Origin of the sequence: Agrobacterium sp. OT33 (assembly GCF_017313365.1) — a bacterium.
Taxonomy (GTDB): Bacteria; Pseudomonadota; Alphaproteobacteria; order Rhizobiales; family Rhizobiaceae; genus Agrobacterium; species Agrobacterium rhizogenes_A.
Genome location: NZ_JAFLMZ010000005.1, coordinates 461,205 through 469,030 on the forward strand (window position 1 = coordinate 461,205; position 7,826 = coordinate 469,030).

Below are 7,826 nucleotides of genomic sequence, written 5' to 3' on the forward strand. Positions count from 1 at the left end.
GTTGCTTTCCTCAGGGCGGGCTGGCTATAGATAGTCCATGACAGTCGCCAAAAAACGATCCAGCACCCAAACATTGAAAAAGTCAAATCCGGCATCCGTGCGCAAGCCGGCGCGGGTGAAAACGGCCTATTCGAAGGACGAACTCACCGAGATCTTCCGCCGCTTTTCCATTCAGCGGCCGGAGCCGAAGGGCGAGCTGGAACATACCAATCCATTCACCCTGCTGGTGGCCGTGGCGCTTTCCGCGCAGGCGACTGATGTGGGCGTGAATCGGGCGACCCGGGCGCTGTTCAAGGTAGCCGATACGCCGGAAAAGATGCTGGCGCTCGGCGAGGAAGACCTGATCGGTTATATCAAGACCATCGGCCTTTACCGCAACAAGGCGAAAAACGTCATTGCCCTGTCGCAGATGCTGATCGACAATTTCGGCGGCGAGGTGCCGAAAACCCGTGAGGAACTGGTGACCCTGCCGGGCGTTGGTCGCAAGACGGCCAATGTGGTGATGTCCATGGCCTTCGGCGTGCCCACGCTTGCGGTGGATACGCACGTCTTCCGCATTGCCAACCGGCTCTGTCTTGCGCCGGGCAAAACCCCTGACGAGGTTGAAGACCGGCTGATCCGCATCATTCCCGAACAATATCTGTTCCATGCCCATCACTGGCTGATCCTGCACGGACGTTATTGCTGCAAGGCGCGCAAGCCGGAATGCGAGCGCTGCGTGATCGCCGATATATGCAAGTCGCCGGAAAAGACCTTCGATATTCCGGCGCCGCTGGTCGAATTACCCGCGCAGCTGTTCGGTGCGACCGGCGGCGAATGAAGGATCACGCCGGCTGACGGCCTTGTGCAGATGCACCATCATCGAGGCGGCGAAAAGCGGCGTCAAAAGGTTGAGGAACGGCACCGCCAGAAAGGCCGCGATCACCAGCCCGGCCATGAAGACGGTGGCGCGGTGTTTTGAGCGGAACTGCCGGGCTTCCTCGGGCGAGCGGAAACGCATGGCCGCGAATTCGAAGAATTCCCGGCCGAGCAGATAGCCGTTCACCAGAAAAAACGCGATGAGATTGACGCCCGGCACCAGAAGCAGCAGGAGCGCGATGAGGTTGCCGGCAATGACGACGCCAAAGAACTTGATCGATGACAGCACGGCTTCGCCGACGGGCATCGCCTGACCGGGCGGATCGTCGGGATAGGTCTTTTTTTCCACCACCTCGGCGACATCGTCGAGAAACAGGCCGGCAATGACGGCGGTGACGGGCGAGATGAGCAGTGCCAGCGCCAATGCCAGCCCGATGCCGGCAAAAATGGCGAAAACGAAGGTCAGCCAGCCCGCCCAGTCCGGCACGCCGGGTATCAGCGTATCGATCCACGGCAGCGCGAAATAGATGAAAATGGAGCGGATGGCGAACCACAGCGCCGCCAGAACGAGAAGCGTCAGCCCCAGCACCTTCCAGAACACCGACCGGGTCTCGGCGGCAAAGAGATTTTGAAATGCCAGCCGCGCCGCATCAAAAATCATTCGGAACTCCCCTGAACCTATCCGCGTTTAAAACCTTCGACCAAACGACAGATAAGAACTGGCCCTCCGCTCTGCAAGACAGAGGGATATGGCGCCAAACGTCTGAAATTAAACCGGAGATGGAATTTCCCTTGAATAAAAGATATCTCTAAAATATAATAATCCATCTATGATAATTCGCATTCCGGTCCGGTGGAGGACAAGGCCGGAAAAGCTCGCCCCCACCGTCAAATCGCGGTTCGCACGCCTTTTTGCGGGGCGCGCGGATGCATCATCGTTCAATAAAGACAATAAAGAGGCGTTGGTGGAAAAGCTGTTGTTGAACCTGACCCGTGCCATGAAGGCAGGCACGCCTTCCGAGCGCAAGATCGCCAAATATCTGATCGAGCATCTGGACGAATTGCCCTTCGAAACAGCGCAGACGCTGGCCGCCAAGCTCAGCCTGAGCCCGATGACGGTTGGACGTTTCCTGCGATCGCTGGGATACCGGCAATTCAGCGATATCCGCGCCGATCTGCGCCATGCCGAAGAAACGGCCGGTGCGGACCAGCCCGCCATGATCGACGGTGACGAGCGCCAGCCCAATCCTTTTTCGCAACTCCTGTCGCAGCAGATTCAGGCCATACAGGCCGCTTTCGATATGACAGCGCAACCGATCTGGCGTCTTGCGATGAGCGAAATCGCCGCCGCCGCCGATGTTTTCCTGGCAACGTCCCCGGAAGGTCGCGGCGCCACGCGGCACTTCCATGGACGGCTGCTGGAATGCCGCGGACATGTGCAATATCTCGGCAGCGACAGCGCCGCCTACGTGGCCCTTTGGGATTTCGATCCCGGACAGACACTTCTCGTCATCATGGATTGCGGCGGCAGTCTCGCACCGCTTCAGCACCTTGCGGCCACCGCCCGCAGGAGCGGCTACCGGACGCTGCTCATCACCACGCGGTTTTACGAATGGGGACCCGAAAGTGCCGATCTCTGTCTTGCCATGCCACAGGCCCAGAACGGCGGACAGGGCCTGCTGCAACTCGTCTCCCTCCTGGAATTCACCCTTTGCGCCCTTAACGCCGGCGCCGATGACAGCGGCAGGGCAAGGGCAAAGAACCTGACGGCCCTGAAGCGTTCGTTACGCAGTTGATTGCGCTTTGCGAGCGATAGGGATCGAAGGATCGAGCGGTTGCCCCAGGTTTCTTCTCCCCGGCGGGGAGAAGAAATGCGCGGCAACCGTCAAAGCCTGCCACTACCCTTTAGAAAATCAGAGGCTTTCCAGTTCCTGGCGATGGCGATGCATGGCGAGAAACCGGCGATAATCCCGCTCGTAATGCGCGGCGAGCGCCGGATTGCCGGAGATTTCGGCATTGCCCGGATACATGGCGCCCCCCGCCGCCGCGAGGTTCGCATGCACGCCGCCGGCTGTCGCCGCCGTCATCGCCGTGCCGAGCAGCACGGCATCGGCCGTGGCGGGAACCACGATACGCTTGCCCGTCACGTCAGCATAAAGCTCCATCAGCAGCGGGTTCTTCACATGCCCGCCGGTGACATGCAGGCTTTCCACCGCATAACCGAAGCGTTCCATGGCATCGAGCACATGACGCGCGCCGAGCGCGATCGCCACGGCCGTGCGCCAGTAAAGACGGCAGAGACTGTCGAACGACGTATCCAGCGTCAGCCCGCTGATGACGCCGGCCGCATGCGGATCGGCAAGCGGCGAGCGGTTGCCGTGGAAATCCGGCAGCACATGCAGCCGCTCGGCAAAGGCCGCGCCCTCGAGCGCGCGCAATTCCGTCACCCGCGTCACGATGCGGGCATGCAACGCCGTATCCGGCTCACCGCCCGCCGCATGCATGCGCACGATATGGTCAAGCAACGCGCCGGTGGCCGATTGTCCACCCTCCACCAGCCAGTGGCCGGGCAGGATCGCCTGCCAGTAGGGACCCCAGAGACTATGGCCCGGCATCGGCTGCTCCGACATGGCGACGAGGCAACTCGACGTGCCGGCGATCAGCGCCACATGCCTGCCCACATCCGCAGACAGGCAGCCGCCCAACGCACCGAGCGCGCCGGCATAGGCGTCGATCATGCCTGCCGCCACCTGGCAGCCGGTATCAAGACCGAGCTCGGCGGCGGCCTCGGGCGAAAGCGGGCCGATGCTGTCACCCGGCATTACCGTGGTTTCGGGCAGCCCTGCCCGCTCTCTCAAATCGGCAAGGCCCGCCAATTCGAGATAATCCGCCTGCCAGCCCGGATTCTCCTGCGCCAGGAAATTCCACTTCGCCGTCTGCGTGCAATTTGAGCGCTGCGCTGAACCGGTCGCCTTCCACGTCAGAAAATCCGCCAGATCGAAAGCGAAGGACATGCGCGACCAGCTTGCCGGCATATGCCTCTTCAGCCACATCAGCTTCGGCATCTGCATTTCCGGGGAGACGCTGTTGCCGGCGAAATCCAGCACCCGGTGGCCCGAGGCCGTCAGCCGGTCGGCCTCGCCTATCGCCCGGTGGTCGAGCCAGACGATGGTGTCGAACCGGTCGTCCCCGGTAACGGAAACCGAAACCGGCTCGCCACGCCCATCGCGGATGACCAGCGAGCAGGTGGCGTCGAAACCGATGGCGGCAATGCTTTGCGGCGACACACCGGCCTCGGCAAGCGCCGCCCTCACCACGATGCAGACCGCTTTCCATATGTCGGTGGAATCGTGTTCGGCGTGGTTTTCCTGCGGTCTCTGCATCAGGATCGGATGGGTGGAGCGGGCAAGCAGCCGGCCAGCCGGATCGAAAATGCCGGCCCGGGCGCTGGCGGTGCCGACATCGACAGCGACGAGATTTTGACGCATCAAGACTGCAATTCCATCCCTTGCGCAACGACCTCCGGACGGCAGCAGGCAGAGTCCCGCTCAGCCTGCATCGCGTTCCGCCCGCCTGTCAAAACCGCCCTTCCCCAGATAATGGCCGACAAGTTGGACCAAATCCGGCATCGCGTCAAACACGGCATCCGCCCCAAGCCCGGCGATCTTTTCACGGAATGCGGGAAAGCGCGCGTGCGAACCGCCGGTGAAGGCAAAAACGCCCATGCCGGCTGCTTTTGCCGCGGCAATACCGGCCGGGCTGTCCTCGATCACGATGCAGTGACGCGGATCGGCGCCCATCTGGCGCGCCGCATGCAGGAAGAGATCGGGTGCCGGCTTGCCGTTCTTCACCATGGTGGCGCTGAAGACATGCGGCTCGAATTTATCGATCAGCCCGGTCAGCCCCAGCGAATAACGGATGCGTTCCGGCTGGCTTGAGGAGGCGACGCAGCGCCGCAGCGGCAGGAGCCTGTCCAGCGTTGCGGCAATGCCGTCAATCGGCCGAAGCTCGGTGCGGAAACGCTCGAACAGCGTCGCCCGCATATGGTCGAGGAAATCGATATCCGTTTCGACACCGTAATCCTCGAACAGCGTCGCCGTCATGCTGGCGACGCTGCGGCCGAGAAAGCGCTCATAGGCCTCTTCCTCCCCCATCGTCACTCCAAGATGGGAGAGCATATCGAGAAGGACGGAGATGGAGACCGGCTCGCTATCGACGAGAACGCCGTCGCAATCGAAAATCAAAAGAGGCCCGGTCTCGTCTTCCATCTCATGGTCACTTTTCAGCCAGCTTGTCATCCAGATAAAGCTGCAAGGTCTTCGCCGTGCCTTGTTGCCACAGCGTCTTCAATGCATGGGCAAAGCGTTTACGGAAAAGCTCCGATTCGGCAACTGCTCCGAAGATATCCTCAAGCGCGAGAAAGGCCATCGGATCGTCCTTGGCCTTGATCGCCGCCGCCTGAAGGCGCTCGGCGCTGGCATCGTTGAAGGCGATTTCCCTGCCGCTGTCGGAGGTGCCCTGGAAATAACGGCACCACAGCGCCGAGACCAGCGAAAGGCCGACGATATCCTCGCCGCGCGCCAGCCGGTCGGCGGTGGAAGGCAGGATGAATTTCGGCTGGCGGTTGGAACCGTCCTGCGCCAGACGCGGAATGGTGTCGCCGATTTTCGGATTGAGGAAACGCCGTTCGATCAGCCCGAAATAATCGGCGAGATTTGTGTCGGGAACCGGCGGAATGACCGGAATGATCTCTTCATTTTCAAGCTTTGCCAGAAATGCCCGGATCAGCGGATGTTCCATCGCCTCATGCACGAAATGAATGTCGAGCAAAGCCGCCGGATAGGCGATTGCCGCATGGCCGCCATTGAGGATGCGGATTTTCATGTGCTCATAGGGCGCAACATCGGAGACGAACTGCACGCCGGCCTTTTCGAGCGCCGGGCGACCGGCGGGAAAATTATCCTCCATCACCCATTGCTTGAACTCCTCGCAGAAAACCGGCCAGTTGTCCTCGATGCCGAAATCGTCGCGGGCGATAGTGCGTTCGCGCTCGCCGGTAGCGGGCGTGATGCGGTCGACCATCGAATTGGGGAAAGCGACGTTTCCGCCGATCCAGTTGGCGAAGGCCGGATCGGACAAGGCCGCCAGCCCAACCACGGCGTTTTTCGTGACCTTGCCATTATGCGGAATGTTGTCGCAGGACATGACGGTGAAGGGTTGCAGCCCCTTGTCCCGCCGCGCCTTCAGCCCGGCGACGATGAAGCCGAATACGGTTTTTGGCGAAGCCGGGTTCTTCCCGTCTTCGGCAATCGCCGGATGCTGCGGATTGAAGGAACCGGAAGCGTCGATGAAATAACCGCCTTCGGTAATGGTCATCGAAACGATGCGGATTTTCGGATCGGCCAGCGTGTCGATGATGCGCTGCGTATCGCCGACTTTCAGAATATCGATCATCGGCCCGGTGACGCGCGCGCCGGTACGGTTATTGTCCTGTTCCACGACGGTGGTCAGGAAATCCTGCGCCGCAAGCTTTTCGCGCATCACCGCATCCGACGGCAGCACGCCCGCACCGATGATGGCGAAGTCATGGTCCGCACCCGTATTGAACAGATCATCGAGATAGACCGCCTGATGGGCGCGGTGGAAATTACCGACACCGAAATGCACGATGCCGGCGGACAGATCGGCCCGAGAGTAGGCCGGAACCGCCGCGGTTTTTCTGGCTTCGTCAAGCGTTGCGAGGGAGAGTTTGCATGTCATGTCACGATCCTCGAAAGGGAAACGTTGTTCGTGCCGGTCACCGGGAAACCCCGGTGGTCAGCTCATCCAGTTGCCGCCATCGACATTGTAGGTCTGGGCGACGATGTATTCGGCTTCATCAGAAGCAAGGAAGATCGCCATGCCGGTCAGGTCTTCGGCACGGCCCATGCGGCCGAAAGGTACCGCCTCGCCGACCAGCCGCTTCTTTTCACCGGCCGGGCGGTTTTCATATTTCGCAAACAGCGCATCCACACCGTCCCAGTGCTCGCCATCGACCACACCGGGCGCAATCGCATTGACGTTGATGCCGTGTTTGATGAGATCGAGACCCGCCGATTGCGTGAGGCTGATGACGGCAGCCTTGGTGGCGCAATAAACCGCCACCAAGGCCTCACCGCGCCGGCCCGCCTGACTTGCCATGTTGATGATCTTGCCGCCTTTTCCCCGAGCAATCATTGTTTTTGCGGCGGCCTGCATCATGAACAGCGTGCCGGATACGTTGATCGAAAACAGCCGCTCGTAGCTCTCGCGTTTGATCTCGACAATCGGTGCGAGGTCAAAGAGTGCGGCATTGTTGATGAGGATATCGAGCCCGCCGGCCTGGCCTTCCACGGTGCGGATGGCGGTGTCGATGGAATGCTGTTTGGTCACATCGAGTTCGACGGCATAGGCGTTCTCGCCGATCTCGCGGGCAGTCTTGCTCGCCCGCTCGAAATCGATATCGGCGATGGCGACCGTCGCACCCTCGCGCAGATAGGCTTCGGCGAAGGCGCGGCCGATACCGCGTGCCGAGCCTGTTATCAGCGCGGATTTGCCCTCCAGTCTCCCCGTCATATTGCGACACCCTTGTCATCAAACCTGTGTATCTTGGTCTCGTCGGGGGTGATGAAGACGGTATCGCCATGCCTGCATTCGAATTCGCCGTCAGTGCGGGCGGTGATCGGTCCAATGCCTGTCACCTCGAGATGCAGGAAGGTATCCGATCCGAGATGTTCGGCGACCGTCACCTTGCCCTGCCACAGCCCGCTTTCCTTCGACAGCAGCAGATGCTCGGGCCGCACACCGGCGGTGGTGGCATTCTTGCTGCGGGCAAAGTCGCCGGTGATCAGGTTCATGCGCGGTGAGCCGATAAAGCCGGCGACGAAGAGGTTGGCGGGGGTGCGGTAAAGCTCCATCGGCGAACCGACCTGCTCGATATTGCCGCGGTT

8 protein-coding genes are annotated in these 7,826 nt (G+C 61.0%); 2 read left to right on the plus strand and 6 right to left on the minus strand.

What is annotated here, in order from left to right:
• Positions 1-37: 37 nt before the first annotated feature.
• Positions 38-820, plus strand: a complete 783-nt coding sequence (nth, locus tag JZX88_RS14995; protein WP_206914037.1) for an endonuclease III — start codon at positions 38-40, stop codon at positions 818-820.
• On the opposite strand, the gene JZX88_RS15000 is transcribed toward nth, so the two are convergent.
• Positions 782-1,519 carry a sulfate transporter family protein gene (locus JZX88_RS15000; protein ID WP_206914038.1) on the minus strand — a complete coding sequence of 246 codons (738 nt, stop codon included), beginning with the start codon at positions 1,517-1,519 and terminating at the stop codon, positions 782-784. The two genes, nth and JZX88_RS15000, sit on opposite strands and share 39 nt — an antisense overlap.
• Before the next feature lie 301 nt (positions 1,520-1,820).
• On the opposite strand from JZX88_RS15000, the gene JZX88_RS15005 reads away from it, so the two are divergent.
• Positions 1,821-2,654: a MurR/RpiR family transcriptional regulator gene (locus JZX88_RS15005; RefSeq protein WP_110760012.1), complete on the plus strand. Its 834-nt coding sequence runs from the start codon at positions 1,821-1,823 to the stop codon at positions 2,652-2,654.
• 117 nt (positions 2,655-2,771) lie between these two features.
• Here the strand turns inward: JZX88_RS15005 and JZX88_RS15010 are convergent, their stop codons facing one another.
• The 5 genes from JZX88_RS15010 to JZX88_RS15030 form a co-directional block, all read right to left on the minus strand.
• Positions 2,772-4,346: an FGGY-family carbohydrate kinase gene (locus tag JZX88_RS15010; RefSeq protein WP_206914039.1), complete on the minus strand. Its 1,575-nt coding sequence runs from the start codon at positions 4,344-4,346 to the stop codon at positions 2,772-2,774.
• A gap of 60 nt (positions 4,347-4,406) precedes the next feature.
• On the minus strand, positions 4,407-5,126 hold the full coding sequence (locus JZX88_RS15015) for an HAD family hydrolase (protein ID WP_206914040.1): 720 nt from the start codon (positions 5,124-5,126) through the stop codon (positions 4,407-4,409).
• A 7-nt stretch (positions 5,127-5,133) separates the two neighbouring features.
• Positions 5,134-6,618 carry a mannitol dehydrogenase family protein gene (locus tag JZX88_RS15020; RefSeq protein WP_206914041.1) on the minus strand — a complete coding sequence of 495 codons (1,485 nt, stop codon included), beginning with the start codon at positions 6,616-6,618 and terminating at the stop codon, positions 5,134-5,136.
• Positions 6,619-6,675: 57 nt separating this feature from the next.
• Entirely contained in the window at positions 6,676-7,452 is a 777-nt protein-coding gene (locus JZX88_RS15025; protein ID WP_080820605.1) for an L-iditol 2-dehydrogenase, read from the minus strand.
• On the minus strand, positions 7,449-7,826 hold a 378-nt coding region (locus JZX88_RS15030; RefSeq protein WP_206914042.1), incomplete at its 5' end, for a TOBE domain-containing protein. The genes JZX88_RS15030 and JZX88_RS15025, both read right to left, overlap by 4 nt.

Coding starts and splice junctions, on each gene's coding strand:
- nth (WP_206914037.1), top strand. CDS start 38: ATGACAGTCGCCAAAAAACGATCCAGCACCCAAACATTGAAAAAGTCA.
- JZX88_RS15000 (WP_206914038.1), bottom strand. CDS start 1,519: ATGATTTTTGATGCGGCGCGGCTGGCATTTCAAAATCTCTTTGCCGCC.
- JZX88_RS15010 (WP_206914039.1), bottom strand. CDS start 4,346: ATGCGTCAAAATCTCGTCGCTGTCGATGTCGGCACCGCCAGCGCCCGG.
- JZX88_RS15015 (WP_206914040.1), bottom strand. CDS start 5,126: ATGGAAGACGAGACCGGGCCTCTTTTGATTTTCGATTGCGACGGCGTT.
- JZX88_RS15020 (WP_206914041.1), bottom strand. CDS start 6,618: ATGACATGCAAACTCTCCCTCGCAACGCTTGACGAAGCCAGAAAAACC.
- JZX88_RS15025 (WP_080820605.1), bottom strand. CDS start 7,452: ATGACGGGGAGACTGGAGGGCAAATCCGCGCTGATAACAGGCTCGGCA.